The sequence below is a fragment of the Amphibacillus sediminis NBRC 103570 genome, from assembly GCF_001552275.1.
Taxonomy (GTDB): Bacteria; Bacillota; Bacilli; order Bacillales; family Amphibacillaceae; genus Amphibacillus_B; species Amphibacillus_B sediminis.
On the sequence record NZ_BCQW01000004.1, the window covers coordinates 81,605 to 108,319 of the forward strand.

The following is a 26,715-nucleotide window of genomic DNA, read 5'->3' on the forward strand; positions in this document are numbered from 1 at the left end:
AGGCATGATAATTTATTTTGATTTCTTAAAAAATGTTGTTTTGGAGAGTGGGGATACTTTGGGGTATGATAAATTCAAAAATAAAGTATGTAATTATTATAGGACATACCAAAACACAAAAAATAAAATTGAACAGTTTAAGTCTACTCTGGATAAAATAGTTTCTCACGAACTTCCAAAAAGAGATAATGAACAGTTTTTTCAAATTAGGGATTTTACAAACACTTCAGAGTTAAAATTAAACTTAAATTACAACAACATCTTCTGCTATTATTCGGATGAAGAAAATGTACTAAAGGTGGGCATTGTGTGCCCTAATTGGAGTCATGGGTGGAGAGATATATCGAAGGACAAATTTGTGTCTGATCAGATTGATATTTTGTTCCATTTTATATCTCAGTATGTTTATCGTAGTTATCAAGTAAATTTGATAGGAGCCATTGCGTTATCTACAGGTATTCCAACAGATTTTAGAGGAAATACCCTTACGAATATCTATGGAGATAATGTTGCGCAAGAGGTGAACAATTTTAAAAATTATATAGATAGAGAACCTTCCATTTTAAACTCGAAAACATTAGGTTATCTAAAGTTGATAAACGCGCTTGATCCTTATGTAAATAAAGCAGTATTTTATTATGTTAGATTTTTGGAACTATATGAATTAGACTTTACAGAAGAATCATTAACGGCAGCGGATAATATGGTTGACGTTATATTTCAGTCGTTAAAGAAGCGGCTTAAAAAACCAACACAAAGTCGTGAACAAATGAGTGATTATGTATATGATGAAATTAAGTTTTACGATAGTGTCGCAAAATATCATTTAGAAAGATTATATTTGTTAAGGTGTAGATTTACTGCCCACCCGTCAAAATCAAAATGGTGGGATTTTTATGAAATATACGAAGATGAGATAGAAACAATAAAAATATCTGTTCGTAAATTGTTGATAGCCTATTTAAAATATGAAAATGACAATAGAGAAATTGATGCAAATCCTATGTTATGGAGTTCATGGTTTAAAGAACACTGTGACATTATATATGATGCTGTATGGTTTCATGAAGTACCGTAAAATAGCCTAATCAAAATCTACATCTCGGCTTGAAAAGATTGATGTTAAAATACTTTGAAATAAGGTTTTAGTTGGTTTTTTCGGAGTATAGAATAGACTAAGTATATCACGTTGAGTGTGTTGCCTTGATGTCAAGGATGGAGAAACAGGGAAATTCAAAGCATTGATAAATAAAGGGTTTCCCGACATTGAACGTTTCTCACGGCTACTTTGCCGTAGATGTTAATGTCGGGAAACCCTTATTTTTATTCTTCGAGGAAACATATCAACTACCCTGAAAGCTATAGGGTCGAGTTGACAGATTAGATTATTATTGAGGTTGAGGAGACAGGATAGATGTATTATTTAATCTTCTCGTACAGCATCTGTATTGAAAATTCTATCCAGTTCCTCGTTTGATGTTATGCCACGAACTTTATTCCTAATCGTTGTTTTTCCCATATCTAGTCGATAGAAATGTTCACGACCATCGACACCTTTTTTAAGTCGAATGAGCTGAATCCTGCCAAATATATCCCAATGCTTATCTGCGAATTTTGCTAAACCCACTGCCTTAGGATAATTGTCTTTTCGGCTAGGATCGTGTGGTTCTAAAATATCAAAAACATAACCTTGTGCATCAGATCTAACAATAACTAAATCCGGGAACATAGAAGTTGTGACACCGCTCACTTCGTAAGGGATTTCAAGTGACCACTTTTTACGGTCAAGATTACGTAACCAGCATACAGCACCATTGTTAAGCTCTTCTGTAACAACTCCGCTTTCCCATGGATTCAGTGATGTTTCAAATGTGCCATCCTCTGAACAATAAAGATGCTGCTCAAATTTACTGCTATTATCTGGTTTAGAAAAATCAATAGAATCTGGTAATATCCATGGTACAGATATCGGTTGTACAGAAGCATTAGTTAATCTTTCATAGACATTCTTTCGTGCCTCGCTAAGTCTAGCAATGGATCTCTTGTTGTTTTCGTACAGTGTTATGAATTCTTCCTCAGCATAGTCATTAATCCTTTCCATTGCATCAGTATCATGTGTAAGAATGATGATTTCTTTTTTTACATCAATATGGTCACAGGTACTATGACGAATCCAATATTCCTTGTGTAAACCCTCTCCCAACAACTTTCCAGCTTGCTCAAAATGTCGGGAAATATCAAAATCGGACATGGTCATTGTCTGTGTTTCTTCATCAAAGGAGTAGGCGTTGTCTCCGTATTCAAATATCAGTGTACCGAGAGCAAAACCAGTAATTGAAGCCCCTCGAGTGTCAAAGTCTCCACTTTCTTTTATCCGTGAAATCTCACCATCCATTTTTGATAAAACTGCATTTTTAACAGTTTTCTGCGCCCCTAAGTCAATACCATCCATCGTCAGTGCACGTGAAAGCTGTATTAATAATTTAAGTGGTGCCTGCTTTCGAGATGAATCTATCCGATAGGTTATAAGGTTATCCATCGCCTCAAATACATCAGAATAGGCAAGGTTTCGTTCAAGTGTAACAAGCTCTTTACTGGTGCCCGTTTCGGTAGGCATAGCAGCCTCACTGTCACGTAGGGCATTAACTACATTCTTCACTGTTTCTTCATCAAAGTATGGAAGAAATAGACTGACACTATTAAGCTCAGCATCAGAAGAAATCCGTCTTGCCAAAGGTGTACGTATCATACGTCCTAGCAACTGAGCAATATAAGTATAGTCTTGGGCACTGCGGAATGACATCATCGTTTCAGCTCGGGGGCAGTCCCAACCTGTGGAAAGATTCATTTTGAAAAACACGATCAGCACATTTTCTTCTTCTTGAATTCGGGATGCTTCAATTTGCTGAATTTCAACATCACGCACTTTAAGTGTGCCACGGTCATTAAAAGTATGTACCGCTTCTCCGGGCTGTAATTTGCGTCCCAGCGTTTCTTCTAGTAAATCGATGCAAGCTCCCAAATCTGTTTGGGTTGCTATACGATCATTTCCATCTTCAACTTGGATAACAAGAATAGGGTTTACTATTTTTTCATCTTCACGCTCACAGTAAGTCTTCCAGTGAGAGCATTTTTTGCGCCAATTATCAACTGCCCCTTTAAACATGGTCATATCGGCATTAAATTGAATATCTGGATAGTGAATAATAATTCTATCTTTCAAAAGACCTGACTCACGAACCTGCTCAGGTGGAACGATGACTTTTTGAACCGTTGAAGTCGTTCCGGCAATTAAGTTATCAAATCTCTGAGGAGTTGCAGTCACACCTATAACTAAAGGCATGACGCAAAGACCGTCATCTTCACTACCCTTAATGAATTTTTGCATGATAGATTGCGCCTTATTTTCTGCTTGCACAGATGTATAAGTTCCTCTATGTGCTTCATCTATCACCACATAAAATTTTTTAGGAATCCGTTTTGCAGTATTAGTAAGTGTTTCCCATATGGAATACTGTCGCTTATCAGATGTTGCAGTCAGTAGCTTATCAGAACCGAGCTTTTGTGTATTTAGAAAATAAACGTGACCACCTTCGAAGTACTCAGCACTAAAGTTTGAATCTATAGTTACTAAGTCTCTAACAGGAATTTTATCTGACTTGCTTTCAATTTTTAACCGTGTTTGTTCATTGAGCTCTGGTGAATCGGAAAGCCAAACAAAAACTGAATCTGGATCTCCGAGGTTGTCCTCGTTACCATAGAGTATTTCCTCAAAAAGAGTCGTCATAATAATAGTTTTTCCCGAACCAGTAGGTGCGGAAAACGAGATTATCTGAGGCTTATTTTCACGCCACACTGCATGAGCATCTTTAATTGCAGAATGCAGTTCACCAAGGGCTGTTTCCTGAAAAGGAAATAGTATATCTCTCATTTATGAATCCCTCCTGCTCCCTAATACAAAGTTATCGATGTAATCACGATATAGTTGGTATGTGTTATTTACTTTAACTCCCGAAGTCATTTCGCGGAAGGCTTCCTCGGAGTTGGTTACGAAATAGATAACCCTAATATTATCTTCCTCCGAGAGTTTTTCAGCAAACTCAGCATACTTTGTTTCATCAATTAGAATAGCGAAGCCGTTCTGCGGTAGAATTAACATTTCCGGTTCTTCATTGTTGCTTACTTCAGGTCGCTTACCGATTGCACCTGATTTAAGCCAAAGTAAGGGTAATATTTCACGGAACTGTTTCCCTAGTGATACGCTGTCTTTATCCAAAAAGTCAAGCTTAAAGTATTCGGTATTAGCAGAAAAGCCGTCGCTCATGGAACGTTTAACTTGCGATGTTACATTTATAGGGCCTAGCAAGTCAGAAACCTGTGCCTTAATTCTCTTAAATACCGCTGTTTCCTTTACTACTATGTAAAAGTCAATGATATGGTCTTGATCCTCCAGAGCATCTAACCATTCATCAATAGCATTTACATCAAATAGAATTGAAGCTGTATGTTTATCCGAAACAATGAATTTGCTCTCCGTTTTTACCAACGATTGCGGTAGTTGTGTTTTTCCTTCCTTACTGCGAAGTAAAGATACAAGTTGCTTTTTGGTACTGTTCGTTAGAACTTCGAAGCTTTCAGCAAAACCAAGTTGATAGAATGAACGTTCAACCTCCTTTGTTTCAGTCAGGGTTGTAAAGTAATCGCCTGTCAAGACTGTACCGTCGTCACGCTTGCCAAGGATGCTATATTTTGTCCTCGGCCAAGTTACTGCACGACATATTCCAAACTTTTCCCATTCTGGATCACCAGGCTGATACCCATTACTTCGTAAGTTTTTTGATTCAGCGTCCGATACTTCATTATTCGTCACTAAAATACAGCGGCGATTCCCGTTATCTTCTGCATTAAGCAAATTTACTGCATGTAACGTTGTTCCGCTACCGGCAAAGAAATCTACAATAAGGGCATTTTTGTTATTACGCACTATTGCTGCAATTGCATCCTTTGTGGAATAGAGTGATTTTGGGAAAGAAAATGCTCTTGACTGTCCAATTATGCTTGAAACCAGGTCAGAACCATATGCACCTGCATCATGCAAACTCCTATGCCAAACAGTCATAATCTGTTTAGATTGTGAATTCGCAAACTCTACATCAACAACGTTTCTTTCTTTATCACGTCCAGTAATTATAATTTCACCATTCTCTATTTGTTGTTGAAATTTCTGACTAAGGTAGGAAACCCCCCATGTCTTTCGTTTTGAATCATATCTGCCGAGTGCGGCATACCCTTTTTCTATAAGGGCGTTAAGTGTAGAATTACTTAGCATCCAACGGCCTTCAGATAGGTCACTTCTTATCGGCCAGACTACATCATAGCCATCAATTTTTGCACCTAAGTCTGGTTTTTCTGGGTATGGTAATGGTTCAAGGGCCTTAACTAATTTGTTCTTTTCTGCATCTATTAAAATTGGATAGAACTGGTTTTTACTATCTTCACGACGAGAATCTGCTCCAGAACGCAATAGTCCCTTCCAACGCGGTTTCATAGAAGCGGTCTTTATTTCCCCTAACAAAGGGTCAGAACCTCCAGCGACATAAGCATTTGGCATAAAGCAAAAAATAGCGTATTCTTCTACTCTTGAAAATCTACCCTGTGTTCCTCCCTTAGGATTAATTACAATGGTTACCATTTGAATGTATGCTTCGGGAAAAAGCTCTTCAAGCAAAGTTCGCAGGTGATGAACTTCGTGTTCATCAATTGTAACTATCAATACGCCAGTATCGGGATTCAATATTCTTTTTGCAATTTTAAGCCGTTTTTGCATCATAGATAACCACTTGCTGTGGCGCCAACTATCAGCGGAATCCACATAATTATTATTGTATTTCCAATCCCGCGCACCTGTGTTGTATGGTGGATCAATATAAATACAATCAACCTTCTTGGGGTAGAGATATTCCAGTAACTGAAGTGCATGGTAATTATCTGCTTCAATGATTGAATGCCATAAATTACTATCAGGCGCATTTTCTACAGAATCAATTGGCTGAAGTGTAGGAAATATCGGTTCCCCAAACTGAGCTACTGAAACTAACTCCATAAGTGGGGAGTTCATTATATCCCCTGTTGTTTTGTTACGGCAAATAGCATAATCACCATCTATTTTTATTACTGTATATACATCATTAATGTGGCCAGTTTTTAACGCAACTGTCGAACCTCGTTTGATAGGAACATTGTAAAGAGGAGTACATTCTGGGATATGCTCCTCAAATACAAGACCAAATTTTTTGTTTTTTGATATGCGGGCAAATTCCTGTTCCAAGCGATTACGCAAAGAAGTGTCAGGGATTTGACGCAGTAAATCATTGATTGCAGCCATTTTTTAAATCCTCCTATATTTAATCATTCGTTTCGTACTTACTCCACGAACGACCAAAAAGTTCATTTCCGTCTGATAAGCGCAAGATTGCTGTTTCTTCTAAAATTCTATGTGCTTTCTCGGTTGTAGAATCAGCTTTATCAAATGCAATAAAAACCTGGTGCTTGGTAGATTGATAACGTTCCAATATATGCTCCAGATGAACATCCTCAATACGTTTAAGAATATTGGAGTCATGGATGATCGCAGGAATTGGGCGTAATTCAAGTACACTCAAATCGTACACAACAAGGCTCTTGAATGCTGTTCCTTCACTTGTGTTGCCAGGAGTTTCGAAGATGATGTCCTTCTGGGGAGTGATATACAAAAGAGGAGCAGTTTCCTGTTTCTCAGTTACTACGCCGTTAATTGTTTCCATACGAAGATTGATGTCATCTTGTATCTCGCCTAGTTTTTCAGTTTGTTGCAACAATAGTTTTTCAAGTTTTTGCTCTGCTTCAGCTCGAGCATCCTGCAACTCTTTTTGATGAATCAACTCGGCTGTTTCTTCTTCAAGTCTATCAATGCTTTTTGATACATTAACACACTGAGAGAGTACTCTCTCAGACATCTCTTTTGCTATACCGGACTCTTCAATTTTTCGATTTAGGCGTCTGATTTCCTTATCATATTCTTCGATTAGTGGTTGTAATCGATAGATTTCCTGATCCATTTCTTCGCCTAAAATCTCTCTGATTTTTATATGAAAATGTTCAATTTCTTCAAATGCTTTTAAATTTGCATTTGGAAAGAAGCGTAGCAAGGATTCAAATTCACTTGCGGTTTCAGCCTTGCTGTCAGTTATATTGCTTTTTATAGCATTTAGCTGTGATTGCAGACGATTGCGCTTACGTATTATGCTATTCAATTCTTTTTGAACAGCTGTTATTCGTTCGAATGTTTGTGTATCAAACCCAAACATTGCTAATTGAGCCTCTTCGCTGTTTTTCATTAGCTTTTGGAGTCTCTTTCTCAATGACTCGATAGTCTTTTGGTTACTTTCGATTTTATCTATGTCCACCTTTTGACGCTGACGAGATTTAAGCTGTGAAGCTTTAATTCCGAGTTCTTCCTCCATAAATTTGATAGAAGCAAGGATTTTGTAATGACCAAATAGCTTCAATAGAAAATCCACAGCCTTTTCATTTTGCTCACGAGGTTTCACTAACAATGGATACTTTTCTAGTGTATTTTCACGTCCATAGATACGGAAAAAACGCTCGGTTATTTCTGAAAACGTAAGGGCTGGTAGCCCAATTTTATATTCCTGAAACAGAAATCTTCGAAATTCGTCAAGCGTCAATTTTGTTATGAAATGGCGCTCTTTATCGATTCGATATACACTTTTAGGATCGTCAGTGCTTCTATAGAAATAATATGGCTGTCCCTCAAATTCGAAAGTGAAATAGATGGTATGTGGGCCTATTTCCTTTTTTATATCATCTGTCAGGGAGTAGTAGCTTTCACCGCCGAATACATAATCTATAATCCATAGGAATGTTGATTTTCCGATTGCATTGCTACCGCCTGCGCTACCTAGAACTGTATTTAAGCCTGAGTTAAACCGGATAATTTGATGCTCTGGAGCAAATTTATCACATTGAATCTCTATCAACATATCGTAGCACCCTCCCTTCTTCAATTAGTCCAATTTTACCTAATGCAAACAAGCAGTCTAAAGCACTCAGGAAATCAGCCATGTCCTTTTCACGATATCTAGTTAGTTCAAATAACTCTTTAGGTGACATATCCTGTTGTGCTAATGCCTCTAAAATATCTGGGAAAAGAGAAATAACGCTGTTTGTATAGGAAGTTACTTTATTTGGTAATCTCATCGAACACCTCACACCTTTGAACGAAGTAGGAGATTATTATCTCGCAAGCTTCTCTATATTTGCGGCCGGTTTTTTCAAACAAAGTTTCAACAAGTAGGTTGTATATTGCGCTTTGAGATATATGTGATTCACTTGCATCTTCATACATCCGTTTGACGCTTTTTGCAAATTTATCGACGTTCAGCTTGTTTTCTCCGGCCAACCGATCTAATGCATCATTGACTCCCTGATACAACCGCCGAACATCAAAAAGCACTCTTTCTTTCAAACGTTTTTCAGTGATTTTATTCTCAACTTTTACAGGTTCAATTTTGAGTTGTGTATCATCAGTAACATCCATTAAGTCAACTTCCCGAAGTACTTGTTCGATTTGCTTTTCTATTGTATATCTCGAGGTTGCATCTCTTGCAGCCATAAGAACTTCCAAGTCATGCTTTTCTGATAGTAAAGCTAATTTTACTTCCTCAGAAGCATTTTGAATTTCGCGCTCACATTCAACACATAAAACCACTTCATCAGTTTCTGAAAGGCGAACGACTTTAGCATAGTTAACGTCGTTGCCTTCTTTTTTTATACCTAAAACTCTTCCGCACTTTTGGCATTTGCCACCTGTTTCTGCAAGCAACACTAAAGAGCGGGCATCAATCGCAATTTCGTAAGCAGTTTCCATAGACAAATTGCTATACGTTGTAATGAAACTAATATCCATTTTTTGATCTTCAAAGGACTGTATGTACTCGGCAGTTGTCTCTTTCACGCTATCTTCGCAATTTCGGTTCTCGACATTTAATACTGTGTAAAGAAAAACTCCGGCGATAAAGTCTTCAAAAACAAAAGCATCACGTCTTACTATAGATTTCTTGGTCATGCCATTCACTATTTCGACTATTGTGTCAGGCTCAATTGTATTATCAGACGCAATAATGTCTTTCAGAGCAAGAATGATGAGGCTCCTTTTATTGCTATCCAACATGTTAAGAATGTGCTGTTTAAAGTAATTAGAAACAGCGCGTGGGTCTACTGTTGGAGCTTTATCAGTTATATTAGGCGATAGATTCTTTTTACCCAGAATTAAATCTGAAACAGTACCGTCCTCACCACGAATATCATAAGTAGGCGCAATAGAAAGCAGCATGGTACCACATAGAAGTTTTTGTGAAATTCTTTTTGCGCTACAAATCTTTAAAATTGTTGCAAAAGTACCAAAACATAGCTTTTTCATATATTGCGCCTCCTTTCATTGAATTTAATCTGTTGAAGTATCGTCATCGACGTAGTCAACAATATCTCCAATGTTGACATCAAGGGCTTTACAGATTCTTCCTAACACATCCATGCTTACCGGCAGATCTTTACTCATTTTTGCTATCGTTGTCGACGTTAAGTTCGTTATTGCCATTAAATCCTTTTTCATCATTTTTTTATCTATTAAAAGTTTCCACAATTTGTTATAACTAAAAGCCATTATAATCGCCTCCAAGCACAATTGGATGGTATCCAAAGACGTGTCTTTATTATTATAGCAATTTACTAAGCGAAATACAATCAATTATTTAAATATGCTTATTCAATCTTTACGAACGCTTAGTTCGTTTGACATCATAAAAACGAATTGTATTTGTGGAGTCCTAGCGGAGTGTCAGCGGAGTTGTAGCTGAGGATTTAAAGTGTATGACTTTATAAAATTTAGTTAGACGGTAAGACAAGCTGAACTTTTTGAAAAGGGGGTAAAGTCATGGAAGAAATTCGTGATTGTAATGGTCGCATAGCTTGCAAGGGCAATGCAACAACAGGTCTCATAGAAGTGTTATATAAACGCTGTAAAACCAGTACACAAATACCTATTGGAGGAACTTTAAGAATTGAACGTGATGGTGTTGTGACGATAGTCACTCGATTAAGCGATTCTGCTTTTCATGTAGAAAGTCATGCTAATGTAGCATAGGAAGATAGCTAACTAAATAAAAAATCCGCAGAGCTGCACGACGGCCAGGATAAGTTCTCACACTAGAGAACTATCTTGGCCGTCCTTTTTTGTTCTACGGATCTTTTCGGCTTCTGCGGATTTTTCAAAGCCAAATTTTGAAAACCAAAGGAGTCAAATTATGAAAAGAGCGTACAAAACAAGTAAAAAAAAGAGAACTAACTACATTTATTACACCGCTGAAGGAACAAAGATTGTGATTACCCCAGGCGAAGATGGAGTCACCGAAGCTGATATCGAGCTTTTACATACTATGGATGATGACGAAGTGGACGAGCAGCGCCGCTATGATTACAGAGTTACAACTCATTTAGATGCCTATCATGATGGTGAAAATGAATTGGCAAATGACCGCAATAAGTATCTTGCGGATGATACTGCGAATCCCGAACATCTTATGCTCCAAGTTGAAGATGAAACTGAGTATCAAGATATGCTGGACAAGTTAACTAAGGCAATGGAATGTCTTTTACCACAACAAAAAGAACTCTTCAAAAAAGTGTACCTTGAGAAACGATCCAACACTGATATTGCAGCAGAAGAAGGTGTTACAGAAGCGGCTATTCGCGGTCGCCTTAAAAAGCTTCAAGAAAGACTTAGAAAAATTCTATCCTAATTGGGTTCGCAAGGACCCATTATAAAAATTCTTTTCTCTAAAGGGGGTTCGAAAGAACTCTCTTTTTCGCTTATCGGTGAGGGGCAGATAAATCGCCCCCGGAAAGGAGATGGAATATGAGCCTTAAACACAAAGTTACTATCAATGTGGCAAGGCCCGGTGGCGTAAGAAGTCCAGTAATTCAAAGCAGTCGGAAGACAATCCGAACGAGAATGCTTGATTTCCTATTCGGAAAGAAAGTCAGTCTGCTAGTAATTACTCCCGGCGACTCAGTTGAGACGGTAGAAATTAAGGAAATCAAGGAAGGAGGTGTGGGACATGAGCAGGGTCAAGCTTCTACTCGATGTGGTGTCAGATCTTAGATCGCTAGCGGATAGCGTTCAGGCTGTAGCTGATGCAATAGCAAGTAATGGGCCTGATGAGATTACAAAGCCAGAGCAACCAAAGCCTGAAAAACAATCTGAAGAAAAGCAGATCACCTTAGAAGAAGTAAGGGCGGTACTTGCGGAAAAAAGCCATGACGGATTTACAACTGAAGTAAGAGCACTTCTAGAAAAGTATGGTGCATCAAAACTCAGCCAGATTGATCCAAGCAAGTATGCTGCACTTCTTGCCGATGCGGAGGGATTGAAATGAGTAAACATGCAATTCTCTCTGCATCTGGAGCCCATCGCTGGATGAACTGTACACCATCAGCGAGGTTGGAGCTGGAGTTTGACGACAACAGCGGTGAAGCTGCGGCTAAAGGCACTGCTGCCCATGCGTTAAGTGAACACAAACTCCGCAAGGCGCTTAAGATGAGATCAAAAAAGCCGGTTTCTCCATATGACTCAGATGAGATGGACAATTACACCGATGATTACGTGGAGTATGTACTTGAAGTAATTGAGCAAGCCAAGCAGGCCTGTAGTGATCCCTTGATCTTGATAGAACAGCGGCTTGATTTTTCAAAGTATGTGCCTGATGGCTTTGGGACCGGGGATTGTGTAATTATCGCTGACGGAACTCTTCACATTATTGATTTTAAGTATGGTCAGGGTGTCTTAGTCAGCGCAGAGGACAATCCTCAAATGAAACTATATGCCCTTGGTGCACTGGATCTCTTTGATGGTATTTATGACATCGAGATGGTTTCAATGACAATCTATCAGCCCCGTCGTGAAAATGTCAGCACGTCCACAGTCTCAAAAGAAAGCTTGTATCAGTGGGCTGAAGAAGTTTTGAAGCCTAAAGCTGAACTGGCCTTCGCTGGTGACGGAAACTACTGCCCTGGAGAATGGTGTCAATTTTGTCGAGCAGCAGTGAAATGTAGAGCAAGAGCAGAAGCAAAAATGAAACTGGCTACATTTGAGTTTGCGCTACCGCCACTTTTATCAGATGAAGAAATTGCCGGGATTCTATCTTCTATCGGTGATCTCACCAGCTGGGCAAATGAGATTATAGCCTATGCGACAGATGCAGCAGTTAATCATGGAAAGAAGTGGCCCGGCTTTAAAGTAGTCGAAGGCCGTTCCAACCGTAAATACAAAGATGAAGAAGCGGTCGCAGAAGCAGCAAAGAATGCAGGTTATCGTGACATATACAAGCAAAGTCTCATCACCATTACTGAAATGGAAAAATTGATGGGCAAGACAAAATTTAATGAAGTCCTTGGAGGACTAGTTATAAAGCCACCAGGTAAACCAACGCTAGTACCAGTTTCAGACAAGCGTCCTGAAATGAACACATCATCAGCAAAAAATGATTTTATGGAGGTATAAAACTATGTCAAAAATAGCAAAAAGAATGAACCCAACGAAAGTAATCACAGGAGTGGTACGACTCTCTTATGCCAATGTCTGGGAACCTAAATCCATCAATGGCGGTGCTGAAAAATACAGTGTGAGCCTGATTATCCCTAAGAGCGATACTAAAACCTTAAGTGCTATCAACGAAGCGGTTAATGCTGCTATTGAGGAAGGCAAAGGTAAATTTGGTGGCAAGATTCCCAATAAAGCAGTTCTCAAGCTCCCTCTGCGTGATGGCGACATTGATCGTCCGGATGATGAGGCTTATGCCAACAGCTATTTTATCAATGCCAACAGCAATACTGCTCCACAAATTGTAGACAGAAACGTCAATCCAATCCTTGATCGTTCAGAAGTGTACTCCGGTGTCTATGCAAGAGTGAGTATCAACTTCTATGCCTTTAACTCCAATGGAAATAAGGGTATAGCGTGTGGCCTTGGAAACATTCAAAAAATCCGCGATGGTGAGCCTTTAGGCGGTAGAACCAATGCAGCTGATGACTTTGCCACTGACGTGGATGACGACTTTTTATCATGAGAACCCTCAGCATAGATATAGAAACATATAGTAGCGTAGACCTCGCCAAAAGCGGGGTCTATCGTTACGCTGAAGCACCGGATTTTGAAATCCTACTTTTTGGCTACAGTGTGGATGCTGGTCCTGTACAGGTAGTTGACTTGGCGTGTGGTGAGGCCATCCCACAAGAAATACAGAATGCAATTTTAGATAGTAAGGTTATAAAGTGGGCATTTAATGCTCAATTTGAACGAATCTGCTTGTCTCGTCATTTTGGTGTCTGGCTTGAGCCTGCTACATGGCGTTGTACGATGGTATGGTCTGCCTACCTAGGACTTCCTCTATCTCTGGAAGGGGCAGCAATCGTAACAGGAGCAGATAAGAAAAAGCTGACTGAGGGTAAGGAGCCCATCCGATATTTCTCTGTTCCATGCAAAGCGACTCAGTCTAATGGAGGCCGAACTCGCAATCTACCGGAGCATGCTTTAGAAAAGTGGGAGAGTTTCAAAGCATATAACCTTCGAGATGTTGAAGCTGAACTTTCCATACAGGCAAAGCTTCATAAGTTCCCTATGCCAGAAGAGGAGTGGCAGAACTATATTCTAGACCAGCAGATTAATGATCGAGGTATTCAATTGGATTTAGAATTGGTAAGGCAGGCTATCCAGTGTGATGAACAAACCCGAGAGGAATTCACAAGCCGACTAAAAGAGCTTACTAAACTTGAAAATCCAAACTCAGTGACCCAGATGAAAACCTGGCTATCGGAAAGTGGTCTGGAAACGGATAGTCTTGATAAGGCGTCAGTTAAGGCACTATTAAAGGAAGCTCCAGATCACCTGAGTGAAGTGCTGGAATTGAGGCAACTACTAGCCAAGTCCAGTGTAAAGAAATACACCGCTATGGAAAATGCAGTATGTGCAGATGAAAGAGCACGTGGTCTATTGCAGTTTTATGGTGCCAATCGAACCGGCAGATTTGCAGGGAGGCTTATACAAGTTCAAAATCTTCCGCAGAACCATTTGCCGGATCTGGAGCAGGCGCGAAGGTTAGTTAGAGGTGGTCATTTTGAGGCCTTGGAATTATTGTACGATTCTGTTCCAGGAGTTTTGTCCGAGTTAATCCGTACTGCCTTTGTTCCAAAGAAAGGATATAAGTTTATTGTTGCTGATTTTAGTGCAATTGAAGCTAGAGTGATTGCCTGGCTCGCAGGCGAGACATGGAGAAATGAGGTATTCGCTACCCATGGCAAGATTTACGAAGCATCCGCTTCCCAGATGTTTAGGGTCCCCTTGGAAGAAGTCACAAAAGGTAGTCCACTCAGACAAAAAGGAAAAATTGCGGAGTTGGCCTTGGGGTATGGTGGATCAGTTGGTGCGTTAAAAGCAATGGGAGCACTTGATATGGGTCTTACCGAAGAAGAATTAAAACCTTTGGTCTATGCATGGCGAAATGCGAATCCAAACATTGTTAGGCTTTGGTGGGATGTCGATAGAGCAGTTAAAAAAGCTGTAAAAGAAAGATGCGGAACAGAAACTCAGCGTATCCGATTTGAATATCGTAGTGGAATGCTGTTGATATGGCTGCCATCCGGGAGACAGCTTACCTATGTCAAACCAAGGATGGGGATTAACAGATTCGGCAGTGAAGCAGTGACGTATGAAGGCGTTGGTGCCACAAAGAAGTGGGAGCGTATTGAAAGCTATGGTCCGAAGTTTGTTGAGAACATCGTGCAGGCCATTTCAAGAGATCTTCTTTGCTATGCCATGAGAAAGCTTAATGAAAAAGGTTTTGATATTGTAATGCATGTCCATGATGAGGTAGTTTTAGAGGTTCCTTTAGAAGTATCTGTTCCAGATATATGTGCTCTTATGGGACAGACACCACCTTGGGCTCAGGGGCTTTTGCTTCGTGCTGATGGGTTTGAATGTGATTTTTATAAAAAAGATTAATTTGAGGGGGTTCGAAGCCTCCTCTTTTTTTGCTTATAGCTGAGGGCATGTTTTATCGCTCTACAACTATATGCTGGAGGTTCGATATGAACAAATTAACTATTTTCAACTACGAGGGCAACAATGTCAGAACAATTTTAAAGGAAGGTAGTCCTTGGTGGGTACTTAAGGATGTCTGTGCTGTACTCGGTATCTCAAAATATCGAGATGCGGCAGAAAGATTAGATGCCGATGAAAGGGAGCCGGTAAGAGTGGACACCCCTGGTGGTCCGCAGGAAATGACATGTATCAATGAAAGTGGACTATACAATTTAATTCTTCGCTCTGACAAGCCAGGGGCTAAAAAGTTCAAGCGCTGGGTAACTCATGAGGTTCTTCCTTCAATCAGAAGGCATGGACTTTATGCTACAGATGAGTTGCTTGCTAATCCAGACTTTTTAATTAAAGCATTGCAGGAACTTAAAGCTGCAAGAGCCAAAAATGCCGAGCTAACAACTACGATTAGTATTCAGGAACAGCAGATTGCAGAAATGAAACCAAAAGCCAGTTATTACGATGTGGTGCTTAATTGCAAGGATGCGGTGTCTATCACAACAATCGCCAAGGATTATGGAAAGTCTGGTCGCTGGTTCAATGAATATCTACATGATCTTGGCGTTCAGTTCCGTCAAGGGAAAATCTGGCTCTTATATCAAAAGTATGCCCAACATGGATATACAACAACAAAAACCCATACGTACCCTGGAAAGGATGGAACGATACATTCAAAGGTTCATACCTATTGGACTCAGAAAGGACGCTTGTTTATTTATGAGCTTCTAAAGGATCATGGCATTTTACCACTGATTGAACAAGAGTCTGAATTCGAGGGGATGTAGTTATGGATAGATATAACGCCGATAGCTATCCAGATCCAACTGCAGCAGAAGCCTTGGAAAATGTCATGCGTGAAGAAAAAGTAAAATGCTACAAACCTTGTGTCTTTATTTGTTCACCTTTTGCTGGGGATACAGAAAAAAATCTGAAGAAGGCCAGAAAATATCTGAAGTTTGCAGTGGAGCAAGGAACTATTCCTTTTGCTCCTCATCTGCTATACCCTCAAGTTCTAGATGATAGCGATCCAGAACAAAGAAAACTAGGACTATTCTTTGGAATGGTTTGGCTTAGAAAGTGCGAGGAACTGTGGGTATTTGGTCGCAACATCTCAAAAGGAATGCAAGCAGAAATAGATAAAGCATCGAAGCATCGTATTCCTATTCGGTATTTTACCGAAAACTGCAGGGAGGTGCAGAAGATATGAAGATAGCGGTTGGTAACAGCCGAATGGATAAAAAGTGGAAGAACAAAGACATCACATGGGAGGACTTCATCTCCCGAGTTAAATCTACTATACGAACAACAGAAACAGTATCTGAATTCCGAAAAATGAGTCGCGCTCAGCAGGACTCAATAAAAGACGTCGGTGGATTTGTGGGAGGAGCTCTTCGTGAAGGAAAGCGCAGAAATGGTTATGTCCTCTCCCGCTCCCTTCTGACATTAGATATGGATTATGCCAAACCGAGGATTTGGGATCAAATTGAAGCATTACATGATTTCAAATGCTGCATCTATTCAACCCATAAACATACACCAGATGCACCGCGATTAAGACTTATCATTCCAATTAAAAGAGAAGTAACAGAGGATGAATACCCAGCTCTTGGCCGGATGGTTGCAAAGGAGATTGGGATTGATTTATTCGATGATACCACTTATGAGCCATCTAGGTTAATGTATTGGCCATCCACACCGTCTGATGGAGAATTTGTCTTTAAAGAAAAGGATGGAGAGCTTTTAGATCCTGATGTTTATCTTTCCAAATATGCAGATTGGCGGGATACATCCATGTGGCCTGTATCCACAAGACAATCAGAGGTTGTACAAAGGAAAATCACAAAGCAAGCAGACCCTTTAAGTAAAGAGGGCGTTGTCGGGGCATTTTGCAGAGCTTATACCATTGAAGAAGCTATTAATACATTCTTGACGGATGTATATGAGTCAAGTGCTATGAATGGTAGGTTTGATTATATCCCTGCAGATTCTTCTGCGGGCTTGGTAATCTATGACGGTAAATTTGCTTATAGCCATCATGCCACAGATCCAGCATGTGGAATGCTGCTAAACGCTTTTGATCTGGTCCGAGTGCATAAGTTTCGCGACTTAGATGAAAAGGCGGCAGAAAATACATCACCTAGCAAACTACCTTCGTTTAAAGCTATGACTGATTTAACTTTAGAGGATGAACGGGTAAAAGAGCAGTTTGCAGAAGAACGAAAGGCTCAGGCTGAAAAAGAGTTTATTGATGAAGATTGGGAAAAGCAGCTGGAGCTTGACAAGACAGGATCAGTTAAAAATACCCTTAGAAACTTGATTTTAATACTTGAAAATGATCCAAACCTGAAAAGCATTGTGTTTAATCAGCTATCAGATAGTCTCGAAATAAAAGGTGATGTTCCTTGGCCGCATCCATCAAAGTTCTGGAGAGATGCAGACGATGCTCAGTTGATTAGTTACATCGACACCCATTACGGAACCTTTTCTGCAAGAAACTATGATGTGGCGGTAGCAAAGGTAGCTGACGACCGATCTTATCATCCTATTCGTGAGTTTATTGATGCACTCCCTGAATGGGATAAGGTACCGCGAGTAGATACCCTGCTCATCGATTATCTAGGTGCATCAGATAACTCTTATGTTCGGGCTGTAACAAGAAAAACTTTATGTGCAGCTATCTCTCGTGTGCTAACTCCTGGTATCAAATTCGATTCCATGTTGGTTCTTAATGGCCCGCAGGGAGTTGGAAAAAGCACTCTCATAGCCAAGTTGGGTGGAGACTGGTTTTCAGATAGCTTGAACTTATCGGATACCAAGGATAAGACCGCCGCAGAAAAACTTCAAGGTTACTGGATTTTAGAAATTGGAGAACTAGCCGGACTTAAAAAAGCTGAAGTCGAAACACTTCGAAGTTTCTTGTCTCGCCAAAATGACATTTATCGTGCCAGCTTTGGCAGGAGAGCTACTCCGCACTTAAGACAATGTATCTTTTTCGGAACCACCAATGCTGAGAAAGGCTATTTGCGGGACACCACAGGAAACCGTCGCTTCTGGCCAGTAAAGACTCCGGGAAATGGCACAAAAAAATCTTGGCAGCTAAAGCAGGATGAAATTCTGCAGATATGGGCTGAGGCTCTTACCTATGTAAAGGCTGGAGAGAAATTGTACCTTGATGCTAGCCTTGAAAAGCTTGCAAAAGAAGAACAGCGAGAAGCTATGGAGTCCGATGAGCGAGAAGGTTTGGTTAGAGAGTACCTTGATATGCTTTTACCTGAGGATTGGGACACCATGGATCTATATGAACGTCGAGCCTATATCAACGGGACTGAGTTTGGTGAAAGCCAAAGGGTTGGTGTTTGGAAACGAAAATCGGTTTCTAATATGGAAATCTGGTGTGAGTGCTTTGGCAAAGATCGAGCCAATCTCCGAAGAATGGATGGCAATGAGATATCTGCAATTATGGCAAGTATCGGAGGCTGGACTGGACTCGTGAAAAAAGAACGTATCCCGCTTTATGGACCACAATGGGTTTATGTTCCCAAAACATAATTTAGTTTGGAACACATGGAACAATTTTTTCTCGGGAACAGATTTCACCTGTTCCGGTGAAACAAAAACGGTCTTTTGGTACACCTCATCGGAACAGGCGGCAGCCCCTTGTAAAGTAGGCTACTTTATAACTTATGTTCCATCGTTCCAAAAATAATTATTAAAAATAATCCTAAAGACAAAAAGAAGAAATTACCTGCAGACGCGTATATACGCGCGTATAGAGACTTTTTGGATTTATGGAACATGGAGGCTATATGAGAGAAAAATGGATTGAACAACAACTGGTAAAAGCAGTAAAAGATATAGGCGGCATTGCACTGAAGATTGCATCACCAGGTTTTGATGGAATGCCAGACAGATTGATTCTTTTGCCGGATAAAAAAATAGCTTTTGTGGAGGTAAAAGCTCCAGGTAAAACCTTAAGGCCTCTACAAGAAAAGCGAAAAAGACAGTTAGAATCACTTGGATTTTTGGTATTCTGCCTGGATCACATAGAACAGATTGGAGGGATACTTCATGAAATACAAGCCTCATGAATATCAGGTTTATGCCACTGAGTATATCCTCACCCATCCCATAGCAGCAGTGCTTTTAGATATGGGATTAGGTAAGAGTGTCATTACCTTAACTGCCATCTTTGATTTAACACTGGATAGTTTTCTTGTTCGTAAGGTTCTGGTCATTGCACCTCTTCGAGTAGCCAGAGATACATGGCCTGCAGAGCTTGAAAAGTGGGATCACCTAAAAGGTCTTAAATACACCGTAGCAGTTGGCTCTGAGGTACAGAGGAAAACAGCCCTTATGAAAAGAGCTCAGGTATACATCATCAATCGAGAAAATGTCGAATGGCTAATTTCTAGAAGTGCCATACCCTTTGATTTTGACATGGTAGTAATCGATGAGCTGTCATCCTTCAAATCCCATCAAGCGAAACGGTTTAAAAGCCTACTTAAAGTCAGGCCAAAGATTAAAAGGATCGTAGGGCTTACCGGAACGCCATCATCCAATGGACTGATGGATTTATGGGCTGAGTATCGCCTGCTGGATATGGGACAGCGATTGGGCAGGTTTATTGGCAGATATCGAGAGGACTTTTTCGTACCAGATAAACGCAATCAGCAAGTGATCTTCTCCTACAAACCAAAACCGGGAGCAGAAGAAGCTATTTATAGGCTCATATCTGACATCACTATTAGCATGAAAGGGACAGACTACCTGAAGTTGCCGGAGTTGGTTATAAACGAAGTGCCAGTGAAGCTTTCTGAAAAAGAAATGAAAACTATCGACACTATGAAGCGGGATTTAATTACAACGGTGAAAGGTGAGGATATTACTGCTGCTAATGCAGCAGCTCTTTCAGGAAAGCTCCTGCAGATGGCAAACGGAGCAGTCTATGATGATCAAGGTGTAGTTATTCATATACATGACCGTAAGCTGGATGCACTGGAAGACTTAATCGAAGCCGCTAATGGCAAACCAGTTCTAATTGCTTATTGGTTTAAGCATGATTTATCTCGAATACAAAAGCGCTTTGAAGTTGAGGTATTATCCACTAGCGATTCTATTAAAAGGTGGAATGATGGAGAAATCCCCATTGCAGTCATCCATCCAGCATCAGCAGGCCATGGACTGAACTTGCAAGCTGGAGGTTCAACTCTTGTATGGTTTGGCCTGACTTGGAGCTTGGAGCTTTACCAGCAAACCAATGCCCGTCTTTGGCGTCAAGGACAAAATGAAACGGTAGTGATCCATCACCTGATTGCCAAAGGCACCATTGATGAGCGTGTAATGAAAGCTTTAAAAGATAAAGACAATACCCAATCCGCACTGATAGATGCGGTAAAAGCAACACTAAAGGAGGTCTGATACGATGAACATTGTCTGGCAGTATTTAGATAAAAGAGCAGCGGCAATTAATGCCTTAAAAGATTACAGCAGCATGAAGTACATCATAGAACATACTGATGAGGACATTGCTACTCTCAACGAAGAAATGAGTTCCACTGCTTCTCCAGTTCTAAATGGCATGCCATCGACCCATGATCCAAAAGCAGGAGAGAAAAGGCTCATTGCCTGCATCAATGAAATTGATGTATTGAAAGAACGCTATCGTCAAGCACTGGAATACATGGACTGGTTTCAACCGGCGTGGGATGCCTTAACGGAGGATGAACAGTATGTGTTAAAGGAGTTCTATTTGGATGATGAACAAAAGCAGATAGATGCAGTGTATAACATTTGTGACCGCTTTAACATTGAACGTTCCTCTGCATACAACAAGAAGAATCGGGCGCTTCAGCATCTAGCGCTACTGCTCTATGGAAAGTAATGAGTAATATCGTGGACGATTTTATTAGAAATCGGTTATACAATGGTATTGTGAAAAACTGTAGAGAGCCTTCGTGGAAAAACCGCGGGGGCTTTTTCTATACCCAAATGGAGGTGCGAAATGCCAAGGAAACCTAAACGACCATGCTCTTCTCCTGGTTGTCCTGAGCTGACAGATGAACGCTTTTGTCCGGAGCATGCCAAAAAGGAAGCTTCACGATATGAAAAATATCAGCGCGATCCAGAGACGAGGAAGCGTTATGGTCGTGCGTGGAAAAGAATACGTGACGGTTACATCACAGCCCATCCTCTGTGTGAAGAGTGCAAAAGGCAGGGAAAGCTGACACCGGCTGCTGAAGTGCATCACATCCTTCCTTTGTCGCGAGGGGGAACACACGATGAAAGTAACTTGATGGCTCTTTGTACTCCTTGTCACTCTGCCATCACAGCAAGAGATGGAGACCGTTGGCCATCCCGATAGGGGGAGTCGAATCTCTACAGCCTTTTAAGTGGACAACGGGCGTGGGGCTTCGTGCAAAAAGTCGCAGTTTCAAACGGGGTAATACCCCCTTAATAAGAAAAGAGGTGAGTTAATGGCCAAAGATGGTACAAATCGAGGTGGTGCCCGTATTGGATCTGGCCAGAAAAAGAAAGCACTTATAGATAAAATTGCTGAGGGAAATCCCGGAAAAAGAAAACTGGAAGTTGTTGAATTTAAAAATACCGCAGAACTTCAAGGGCAGGAGATGCCACAGCCAAGGGCTATGCTTTCAGCAGTACAAAAGGATGGTAAAACCTTAGTAGCTAGCGAAATTTATGAGCTTACGTGGAAATGGCTTGAGGAGCGAGGGTGTGCACATCTAGTTCTACCACAGCTATTAGAAAGATATGCCATGAGTGCTGCTAGGTGGATACAGTGTGAGGAAGCAATAAGTGAGTTTGGTTTTCTTGCTAAGCATCCAACTACTGGCAACGCTATCCAAAGTCCATACGTTTCCATGAGCCATAATTTTATGAGTCAAACCAACAGACTCTGGATAGAAATATATCAGATTGTTCGTGAAAACTGTGCGACAGAGTATTCCGGTACAAATCCACAGGATGATGTGATGGAACGACTGTTGACTGCCCGTAGAGGTAAATAATAATAAGGAGATGTGAGATGAGTAAGAGATATTTAACAGCAGAAAGTGTATGTGCAGGACATCCTGATAAACTGTGCGATATTATTGCTGATAATATTTTGGATGAATGCTTTAGAAGAGATAAAGCGTCACGCGTAGCGTGTGAGGTTATGGCTACTAAAGGGAAAATTATCGTGGCGGGCGAGATCTCCTGCAGCGAGAAAATTGATATCAGATACATTGTCAGGAATGTATTAAAACAAGTGGGTTATAATCCTTTGAAATTTTTGATTTATGTATATGTACACAATCAAAGTCCTGATATTGCAGCTGGTGTAAATACTGCACTGGAAGCACGAAATGGTGTAAACGAACAATATGGTTCTGTCGGTGCCGGAGATCAAGGGACCATGTATGGGTATGCCACAATAGAAACTAGAGAAATGCTTCCCCTTCCCCTTGTCTTATCTCATCGAATTGTAAAGAGACTAGATGAGGCAAGGAAAGGTAAACTTATTAAAGGTATCCTTCCCGATGGAAAAGCACAGGTGACCATTGAGTATAATGATGATGTTCCAGTGAGAGTTAAGACCATTGTAGTGTCAGTTCAGCATGAAAAGAATAAAACTCAGGAAGAGTTAAAATCAGATATTCTAAATAATGTGTTATGGCAGTGTTTTGAGGATTTCCCTTTTGATGATGAAACAGAAATTCTTATTAATCCATCTGGACAGTTTGTATTAGGAGGACCTGCTGCAGATACAGGTTTAACTGGAAGAAAGATCATGGTGGATACTTATGGTGGACTTGCATCACATGGTGGCGGAGCACTTTGTGGGAAAGATCCGACCAAAGTTGACCGAAGCGGAGCTTACATGGCTAGGTATATTGCTAAACATATTGTGTGGTGTGATTTGGCAGAGAAATGTGAAGTGGCTATTTCCTATGCCATTGGCAAGGCAAATCCTGTAGCTTTTTCTATAAATACTTTTGGAACCGGAACAGTTCCTGATGAGATTTTAGCCCTTGCAGCTCAGGAGGTTTTTAACCTTAGACCAGCAGCAATTATTGAAAAGCTGCATCTAAGAAATATCCTCTACTCGGATACAGCGGTTTACGGGCATTTTAACAGCTACCTGTTTCCTTGGGAGGATGTTAATAGATACAGCAAGTTAAGGGAGGTGGTGGAAAAGTATGCTAATAGAGAAGATTAAAACGGAGCTACTAATCCCTGCTGATTATAATCCTAGAAAGGACTTAAAGCCAGGAGATCCAGAATATGAGAAACTTAAACGCTCTCTTGAGGAGTTTGGATATGTCGAACCGGTTATTTGGAATAAGACCACAGGCAGAGTCATCGGAGGTCATCAGCGTTTGAAGATCCTGCTGAGTATGGGCATGGATGAGATAGAATGCGTGGTTGTTGAAATGGATGAGGATAAGGAAAAGGCTCTCAATATCGCATTAAATAAAATAAGTGGCGATTGGGATAAGGAAAAACTGGCACTTCTCATCACAGACTTAAACGCCGCAGACTTTGATGTATCTCTCACAGGTTTTGACCCCGGAGAGCTGGATGATCTTTTCAAGGATACGTTGAAAGACAAAATAAGAGAAGATGATTTCGATGTGGACAGCGAGCTGAGTAAGCCCGCTGTTTCGCGTTTAGGAGATGTATGGATACTTGGTAAGCACAGACTGGTATGTGGAGACAGCACAAAAAAAGAAACATATAACATTTTAATGGAAGGAAAGGTCGCCAATCTGGTGGTAACTGATCCCCCATACAATGTCAACTATGAAGGAACCGCTGGGAAAATCAAAAATGATAATATGGCCAATGACGCATTTTATCAATTTTTATTAGATGCCTTTAAGAATATCGAATCGGTATTGGCATCAGATGGAAGTATATATGTTTTCCATGCTGATACAGAAGGACTTAATTTTAGAAAAGCCTTTGTTGACGCAGGCTTTTATCTTTCCGGTACTTGTATTTGGAAGAAACAGTCATTGGTTCTTGGAAGATCCCCTTATCAGTGGCAGCATGAACCGGTGCTATTCGGTTGGAAAAAGAAGGGGAAGCATCTCTGGTATTCAGACCGTAAGCAATCAACCATTTGGGAATTTGATAAGCCGAAAAAGAATGCAGATCATCCGACTATGAAGCCCATTGCTTTAATTGCCTACCCCATTATGAATTCTAGCCTTACTAATAGTATCGTACTTGATCCTTTTGGAGGTTCTGGCTCGACGCTGATTGCCTGTGAACAGACCGATAGAATTTGCTATACCATCGAGCTGGATGAAAAGTACTGCGATGTTATTGTGAAGCGTTACATCGAGCAGGTTGGCACAGATAAAGAGGTATATGTCATTCGAGAAAAAGAGAAGATTCCATTTAATGTGGCAGCCACATCTTCTGATGAATTAGATTGATAGAGCAAGTTTTAAATTCATTTTTGCACAGAAATAACTTGCTATTGTATAGCGTTAGAGTGATATATGGTACTACCAAATAAGAAAGGTGGTATGTAGGATGAAAATTGAATTTAATCGTACTGGTGGTGAGAGAAAGGCCCTCGTTACTGCGATTGGAAAAGTACTAGGTGAAAAGCCTGAATACAAAGGCGCACCAACATTTATTTATCAAATAGGCAGATTTGAAGTGGATAAGGAAGGTGCTCTTATTTTTGATGAGGGTGTTGTGGGCGAAAAAGCGGTCAAACTGCTTGATGAACTTAATAGTCGAGGATTTACTTATGTGAAACCAGAAGGCCTGGAACAGGGGCTTACAGATAATACAGATTTGTTGGTAATTGAAATACCTAAGGAAAACTTCACCGACATTGCCTTAAGTAACTTGGAAAAGATTCTGGAAAGCAAAGGAGATCTCATTAAAAAAGCACTTGGAGTAGAGGAATTACCTATTGAGCAAACAGAGGAAACTCTACGATTCCCTTGGTTTTCCTTTGATGAAGATGCTGAGAAAGTTAAAGCTTACACGCATTTCATTACAGCCCTTTGTGATATGGCAAAAAAACAGAAGAGAATCACTGCCACAGCTAAGGAAGTGGATAATGAAAAGTATGCCTTTCGTTGTTTTCTGTTAAGGTTAGGATTTATCGGTGAAGAATACAAGGCCGCAAGAAAGATACTCCTTTCCAAACTGAACGGAAGTTCTGCATTTAAAAGTGTAGTTGCTAAGCAGGAGGAGGTAGATGGAATTTGAAAACCATTAACCCTAATGTCTTAGAACAACTCAGAAGTATCTATAGGCCTGGAACACGAGTGGTTTTAGTAAAGATGAATGATCCCTATACCAAACTGGAACCTGGGACGAGAGGAACTGTCATTAGTGTAGATGATATTGGAACCATCCATGTGAATTGGGACTCTGGAAGCTCATTAGGTATTGTATATGGCGAGGATTCCTGCAGAAGGATTGAAGAATAAAGCACACGTTTTATCCTGAAAAAGTAAAGAAAAACTGTGTAAATTATGCTCCTTATATCGAATAATTGTCTTGCTATTTAACCCTTTTAGAGTGATATATGTACATGCCAAAAGGATAAACACACTTTAAAAGGAGTGAGGTACGATGTTAAGTGCAAAATTCGGAATCGAGATTGAATTTACAGGGATTACAAGGGAAAGGGCAGCCAGAGTTGCTGCAGAGTTTTTGCAAGGCACTTATAGTGAAGGCGGGACTTACTACGACACTAAGAAGGTAAAAACTCCAGATGGTAGAGTTTGGAGATTTATGTATGATGGGAGCATTCACTGTCAAAGAAAAGAAGGTAGAAGAAAAGTAGCTGCAGGTAGAGATTATAGCGTTGAGCTAGTTAGCCCAATCCTAACTTACCGGGAGGACATTGAAACTTTGCAGGAGCTAGTAAGAAAGCTTCGCAAAGCTGGAGCCTTTACAAATACATCTTGCGGCATTCACATTCATCTAGACGGTGCTGAACATACCCCAAGAAGTATTCGAAACTTTATAAATATCATTGCAAGTAAAAATGACTTATTTTATAAAGCACTACAGATTGCACCGGAGCGAATGCGCTACTGCAAAAAGATGGACAGCATTTTGGTTGAGAAGATGAACCACAAAAAGCCTAAAACCATGAGACAAATTGAGGACATTTGGTACGAGGGTTACAGCGAGAGTAGAAGCACTCATTACCACAACAGCCGCTACCATTTCCTCAACCTTCACAGCTTTTTTACCGGAAACCATACAGTTGAACTTAGAGGTTTTAACAGCGAGCTTCATGCTGGAAAGATGAGAAGCTACATTGTTCTAGCGCTTGCCATCAACCATCAAGCCTTAACACAAAAGTGTGCATCAGCAAAGAAGCCACAGGTGGAGAACGAGAAATTTGCCATGAGAACCTACCTAAACCGGATTGGTTTCATTGGTGATGAATTTGCAAACTGCAGAGAGCATTTGACCGCAGCACTTTCGGGTTCAGCTGCATGGCGGTTTCGGGCGGCCTGAGC

General features: G+C 40.4%; 26 protein-coding genes. 20 read left to right on the forward strand and 6 right to left on the reverse strand.

Annotation, left to right across the window (positions count from 1 at the left end):
• Positions 1-4: 4 nt before the first annotated feature.
• On the forward strand, positions 5-1,078 hold the full coding sequence (locus ASE01S_RS04675; RefSeq protein WP_067839120.1) for a hypothetical protein: 1,074 nt from the start codon (positions 5-7) through the stop codon (positions 1,076-1,078).
• A gap of 345 nt (positions 1,079-1,423) precedes the next feature.
• On the opposite strand, the gene ASE01S_RS04680 is transcribed toward ASE01S_RS04675, so the two are convergent.
• The 6 genes from ASE01S_RS04680 to ASE01S_RS04705 are packed head-to-tail and all read right to left on the reverse strand — an operon-like array spanning position 1,424 to position 9,724.
• Positions 1,424-3,931: a DEAD/DEAH box helicase gene (locus ASE01S_RS04680; RefSeq protein WP_067839123.1), complete on the reverse strand. Its 2,508-nt coding sequence runs from the start codon at positions 3,929-3,931 to the stop codon at positions 1,424-1,426.
• Positions 3,932-6,385 carry a site-specific DNA-methyltransferase gene (locus ASE01S_RS04685; RefSeq protein WP_067839126.1) on the reverse strand — a complete coding sequence of 818 codons (2,454 nt, stop codon included), beginning with the start codon at positions 6,383-6,385 and terminating at the stop codon, positions 3,932-3,934.
• Positions 6,386-6,404: 19 nt separating this feature from the next.
• Positions 6,405-8,042 carry a DUF2326 domain-containing protein gene (locus tag ASE01S_RS04690; protein ID WP_067839129.1) on the reverse strand — a complete coding sequence of 546 codons (1,638 nt, stop codon included), beginning with the start codon at positions 8,040-8,042 and terminating at the stop codon, positions 6,405-6,407.
• Positions 8,020-8,259 (reverse strand): ABC-three component system middle component 7, encoded by a 240-nt coding sequence (locus tag ASE01S_RS04695; protein WP_021401094.1) that lies wholly within the window; start codon positions 8,257-8,259, stop codon positions 8,020-8,022. Before ASE01S_RS04695 ends, ASE01S_RS04690 begins: the two co-directional genes overlap by 23 nt.
• Positions 8,243-9,481, reverse strand: coding sequence for an ABC-three component system protein (locus ASE01S_RS04700; protein ID WP_067839132.1), 1,239 nt, complete (start codon positions 9,479-9,481; stop codon positions 8,243-8,245). Before ASE01S_RS04700 ends, ASE01S_RS04695 begins: the two co-directional genes overlap by 17 nt.
• A gap of 24 nt (positions 9,482-9,505) precedes the next feature.
• Positions 9,506-9,724: a helix-turn-helix domain-containing protein gene (locus ASE01S_RS04705; protein ID WP_021401135.1), complete on the reverse strand. Its 219-nt coding sequence runs from the start codon at positions 9,722-9,724 to the stop codon at positions 9,506-9,508.
• A 270-nt stretch (positions 9,725-9,994) separates the two neighbouring features.
• Here ASE01S_RS04705 and ASE01S_RS04710 point away from each other — a divergent pair, with 270 nt between their 5' ends.
• The 19 genes from ASE01S_RS04710 (at position 9,995) to ASE01S_RS04805 (ending at position 26,713) form a co-directional block, all read left to right on the forward strand.
• A complete protein-coding gene (locus tag ASE01S_RS04710) occupies positions 9,995-10,204 on the forward strand; it encodes a hypothetical protein (RefSeq protein ID WP_042679895.1) in 210 nt (69 codons plus the stop codon).
• A 160-nt stretch (positions 10,205-10,364) separates the two neighbouring features.
• Complete coding sequence (locus ASE01S_RS04715) at positions 10,365-10,859, forward strand: RNA polymerase sigma factor (RefSeq protein ID WP_067839134.1); 495 nt, start codon at positions 10,365-10,367, stop codon at positions 10,857-10,859.
• 318 nt (positions 10,860-11,177) lie between these two features.
• Entirely contained in the window at positions 11,178-11,495 is a 318-nt protein-coding gene (locus tag ASE01S_RS04725) for an rRNA biogenesis protein rrp5 (protein WP_024400915.1), read from the forward strand.
• Positions 11,492-12,619: a DUF2800 domain-containing protein gene (locus ASE01S_RS04730; RefSeq protein WP_067839138.1), complete on the forward strand. Its 1,128-nt coding sequence runs from the start codon at positions 11,492-11,494 to the stop codon at positions 12,617-12,619. Before ASE01S_RS04725 ends, ASE01S_RS04730 begins: the two co-directional genes overlap by 4 nt.
• A 4-nt stretch (positions 12,620-12,623) precedes the next feature.
• Positions 12,624-13,184 (forward strand): DUF2815 family protein, encoded by a 561-nt coding sequence (locus ASE01S_RS04735; protein WP_024400913.1) that lies wholly within the window; start codon positions 12,624-12,626, stop codon positions 13,182-13,184.
• On the forward strand, positions 13,181-15,115 hold the full coding sequence (locus ASE01S_RS04740; RefSeq protein ID WP_067839141.1) for a DNA polymerase: 1,935 nt from the start codon (positions 13,181-13,183) through the stop codon (positions 15,113-15,115). The genes ASE01S_RS04735 and ASE01S_RS04740 overlap by 4 nt, the downstream gene beginning before the upstream one ends.
• An 86-nt stretch (positions 15,116-15,201) precedes the next feature.
• Complete coding sequence (locus ASE01S_RS04745) at positions 15,202-15,993, forward strand: phage antirepressor (protein WP_042679881.1); 792 nt, start codon at positions 15,202-15,204, stop codon at positions 15,991-15,993.
• A gap of 2 nt (positions 15,994-15,995) precedes the next feature.
• Positions 15,996-16,415, forward strand: coding sequence for a DUF7768 domain-containing protein (locus tag ASE01S_RS04750; protein ID WP_039652070.1), 420 nt, complete (start codon positions 15,996-15,998; stop codon positions 16,413-16,415).
• The gene (locus ASE01S_RS04755; protein WP_067839144.1) at positions 16,412-18,757 is read left to right on the forward strand and encodes a virulence-associated E family protein; all 2,346 of its coding nucleotides are present in this window, start codon (positions 16,412-16,414) and stop codon (positions 18,755-18,757) included. The genes ASE01S_RS04750 and ASE01S_RS04755 overlap by 4 nt, the downstream gene beginning before the upstream one ends.
• 257 nt (positions 18,758-19,014) lie before the next feature.
• Positions 19,015-19,296 carry a VRR-NUC domain-containing protein gene (locus ASE01S_RS04760; RefSeq protein WP_039652072.1) on the forward strand — a complete coding sequence of 94 codons (282 nt, stop codon included), beginning with the start codon at positions 19,015-19,017 and terminating at the stop codon, positions 19,294-19,296.
• Complete coding sequence (locus ASE01S_RS04765; RefSeq protein WP_042679875.1) at positions 19,277-20,626, forward strand: SNF2-related protein; 1,350 nt, start codon at positions 19,277-19,279, stop codon at positions 20,624-20,626. Before ASE01S_RS04760 ends, ASE01S_RS04765 begins: the two co-directional genes overlap by 20 nt.
• Positions 20,627-20,630: 4 nt before the next feature.
• The gene (locus ASE01S_RS04770; protein ID WP_042679872.1) at positions 20,631-21,089 is read left to right on the forward strand and encodes an ArpU family phage packaging/lysis transcriptional regulator; all 459 of its coding nucleotides are present in this window, start codon (positions 20,631-20,633) and stop codon (positions 21,087-21,089) included.
• Between the two features lie 120 nt (positions 21,090-21,209).
• A complete protein-coding gene (locus ASE01S_RS04775) occupies positions 21,210-21,569 on the forward strand; it encodes an HNH endonuclease (protein WP_042679870.1) in 360 nt (119 codons plus the stop codon).
• A gap of 112 nt (positions 21,570-21,681) precedes the next feature.
• Positions 21,682-22,233: a P27 family phage terminase small subunit gene (locus tag ASE01S_RS04780; RefSeq protein ID WP_067839148.1), complete on the forward strand. Its 552-nt coding sequence runs from the start codon at positions 21,682-21,684 to the stop codon at positions 22,231-22,233.
• A 17-nt stretch (positions 22,234-22,250) separates the two neighbouring features.
• Positions 22,251-23,426 (forward strand): methionine adenosyltransferase, encoded by a 1,176-nt coding sequence (gene metK / locus ASE01S_RS04785; protein WP_156655709.1) that lies wholly within the window; start codon positions 22,251-22,253, stop codon positions 23,424-23,426.
• Entirely contained in the window at positions 23,407-24,651 is a 1,245-nt protein-coding gene (locus tag ASE01S_RS04790; RefSeq protein WP_067839151.1) for a site-specific DNA-methyltransferase, read from the forward strand. Before metK ends, ASE01S_RS04790 begins: the two co-directional genes overlap by 20 nt.
• A 100-nt stretch (positions 24,652-24,751) precedes the next feature.
• Complete coding sequence (locus ASE01S_RS04795; RefSeq protein WP_067839154.1) at positions 24,752-25,444, forward strand: virulence protein; 693 nt, start codon at positions 24,752-24,754, stop codon at positions 25,442-25,444.
• Positions 25,441-25,668, forward strand: a complete 228-nt coding sequence (locus ASE01S_RS04800; RefSeq protein ID WP_039652078.1) for a DUF4314 domain-containing protein — start codon at positions 25,441-25,443, stop codon at positions 25,666-25,668. Before ASE01S_RS04795 ends, ASE01S_RS04800 begins: the two co-directional genes overlap by 4 nt.
• 145 nt (positions 25,669-25,813) lie before the next feature.
• Positions 25,814-26,713 (forward strand): amidoligase family protein, encoded by a 900-nt coding sequence (locus ASE01S_RS04805; RefSeq protein WP_042679856.1) that lies wholly within the window; start codon positions 25,814-25,816, stop codon positions 26,711-26,713.
• The last annotated feature ends 2 nt before the right edge of the window (positions 26,714-26,715 follow it).

What these genes read in the sequence shown, in the direction of transcription:
- ASE01S_RS04795 (WP_067839154.1), top strand. Translation starts at nt 24,752, where the DNA reads ATGAAAATTGAATTTAATCGTACTGGTGGTGAGAGAAAGGCCCTCGTT.
- ASE01S_RS04685 (WP_067839126.1), bottom strand. Translation starts at nt 6,385, where the DNA reads ATGGCTGCAATCAATGATTTACTGCGTCAAATCCCTGACACTTCTTTG.
- ASE01S_RS04710 (WP_042679895.1), top strand. Translation starts at nt 9,995, where the DNA reads ATGGAAGAAATTCGTGATTGTAATGGTCGCATAGCTTGCAAGGGCAAT.
- ASE01S_RS04680 (WP_067839123.1), bottom strand. Translation starts at nt 3,931, where the DNA reads ATGAGAGATATACTATTTCCTTTTCAGGAAACAGCCCTTGGTGAACTG.
- ASE01S_RS04735 (WP_024400913.1), top strand. Translation starts at nt 12,624, where the DNA reads ATGTCAAAAATAGCAAAAAGAATGAACCCAACGAAAGTAATCACAGGA.
- ASE01S_RS04755 (WP_067839144.1), top strand. Translation starts at nt 16,412, where the DNA reads ATGAAGATAGCGGTTGGTAACAGCCGAATGGATAAAAAGTGGAAGAAC.
- ASE01S_RS04675 (WP_067839120.1), top strand. Translation starts at nt 5, where the DNA reads ATGATAATTTATTTTGATTTCTTAAAAAATGTTGTTTTGGAGAGTGGG.
- ASE01S_RS04780 (WP_067839148.1), top strand. Translation starts at nt 21,682, where the DNA reads ATGGCCAAAGATGGTACAAATCGAGGTGGTGCCCGTATTGGATCTGGC.
- ASE01S_RS04695 (WP_021401094.1), bottom strand. Translation starts at nt 8,259, where the DNA reads ATGAGATTACCAAATAAAGTAACTTCCTATACAAACAGCGTTATTTCT.
- metK (WP_156655709.1), top strand. Translation starts at nt 22,251, where the DNA reads ATGAGTAAGAGATATTTAACAGCAGAAAGTGTATGTGCAGGACATCCT.
- ASE01S_RS04725 (WP_024400915.1), top strand. Translation starts at nt 11,178, where the DNA reads ATGAGCAGGGTCAAGCTTCTACTCGATGTGGTGTCAGATCTTAGATCG.
- ASE01S_RS04740 (WP_067839141.1), top strand. Translation starts at nt 13,181, where the DNA reads ATGAGAACCCTCAGCATAGATATAGAAACATATAGTAGCGTAGACCTC.
- ASE01S_RS04770 (WP_042679872.1), top strand. Translation starts at nt 20,631, where the DNA reads ATGAACATTGTCTGGCAGTATTTAGATAAAAGAGCAGCGGCAATTAAT.
- ASE01S_RS04690 (WP_067839129.1), bottom strand. Translation starts at nt 8,042, where the DNA reads ATGTTGATAGAGATTCAATGTGATAAATTTGCTCCAGAGCATCAAATT.
- ASE01S_RS04745 (WP_042679881.1), top strand. Translation starts at nt 15,202, where the DNA reads ATGAACAAATTAACTATTTTCAACTACGAGGGCAACAATGTCAGAACA.
- ASE01S_RS04765 (WP_042679875.1), top strand. Translation starts at nt 19,277, where the DNA reads ATGAAATACAAGCCTCATGAATATCAGGTTTATGCCACTGAGTATATC.
- ASE01S_RS04715 (WP_067839134.1), top strand. Translation starts at nt 10,365, where the DNA reads ATGAAAAGAGCGTACAAAACAAGTAAAAAAAAGAGAACTAACTACATT.
- ASE01S_RS04760 (WP_039652072.1), top strand. Translation starts at nt 19,015, where the DNA reads ATGAGAGAAAAATGGATTGAACAACAACTGGTAAAAGCAGTAAAAGAT.
- ASE01S_RS04750 (WP_039652070.1), top strand. Translation starts at nt 15,996, where the DNA reads ATGGATAGATATAACGCCGATAGCTATCCAGATCCAACTGCAGCAGAA.
- ASE01S_RS04790 (WP_067839151.1), top strand. Translation starts at nt 23,407, where the DNA reads ATGCTAATAGAGAAGATTAAAACGGAGCTACTAATCCCTGCTGATTAT.
- ASE01S_RS04705 (WP_021401135.1), bottom strand. Translation starts at nt 9,724, where the DNA reads ATGGCTTTTAGTTATAACAAATTGTGGAAACTTTTAATAGATAAAAAA.
- ASE01S_RS04805 (WP_042679856.1), top strand. Translation starts at nt 25,814, where the DNA reads ATGTTAAGTGCAAAATTCGGAATCGAGATTGAATTTACAGGGATTACA.
- ASE01S_RS04775 (WP_042679870.1), top strand. Translation starts at nt 21,210, where the DNA reads ATGCCAAGGAAACCTAAACGACCATGCTCTTCTCCTGGTTGTCCTGAG.
- ASE01S_RS04700 (WP_067839132.1), bottom strand. Translation starts at nt 9,481, where the DNA reads ATGAAAAAGCTATGTTTTGGTACTTTTGCAACAATTTTAAAGATTTGT.
- ASE01S_RS04730 (WP_067839138.1), top strand. Translation starts at nt 11,492, where the DNA reads ATGAGTAAACATGCAATTCTCTCTGCATCTGGAGCCCATCGCTGGATG.